The organism is Faecalibacterium sp. DFI.5.82 (assembly GCF_029076575.1).
Classification (GTDB): domain Bacteria; phylum Bacillota; class Clostridia; order Oscillospirales; family Ruminococcaceae; genus Faecalibacterium; species Faecalibacterium duncaniae.
The window spans coordinates 1-404 of sequence record NZ_JARFIS010000114.1 but is presented as its reverse complement, the minus strand read 5'-3'; the positions used below and the strand labels follow the sequence as shown (position 1 = coordinate 404).

Genomic DNA, 404 nt, shown 5'->3' with positions numbered 1-404 from the left:
GAAACGGCAGAGCTCTATTTTTAGTCGATGCTGTGCTCCCACGATTCATACGCAACGACGAAGATGACATCCACGATCACCATAATCACCAAGACCACGGTGCGGGCTGTGCGGGCCTCAGGGAACACGATCAGAACATTGGAAAGGCCAAACGTAATACCGTTTGCCAACTCCCAGTTGCCTTTTTTCTTCTGCCAGAACGCCCGATATTCCGGGTCACGGTTATACTGGTTGAATGGGTGGTTATTGAGCGGATCCTTGCCCATCAGGTCGCGCACGCCAGTAATAAACCACAGTACCGTGAGTACGATTGTTAAAAGAACAGAACCTGTCATTGGAAATGCACCTCCTTTTCTATCTGAATAACACACGGCCATGGAAAAAACAAGGACGGAATTCAACTC

1 protein-coding gene is annotated in these 404 nt (G+C 48.8%); it reads right to left on the bottom strand.

Going from position 1 to position 404, the window contains the following annotated elements; genetic code table 11:
• Window positions 1–20: 20 nt before the first annotated feature.
• Window positions 21–335, bottom strand: coding sequence for a hypothetical protein (locus P0G09_RS15830; protein WP_275253132.1), 315 nt, complete (start codon window positions 333–335; stop codon window positions 21–23).
• Window positions 336–404: the final 69 nt, after the last annotated feature.

Excerpts from the sequence above, each read along its gene's own strand:
- P0G09_RS15830 (WP_275253132.1), bottom strand. The coding sequence starts at position 335 with ATGACAGGTTCTGTTCTTTTAACAATCGTACTCACGGTACTGTGGTTT.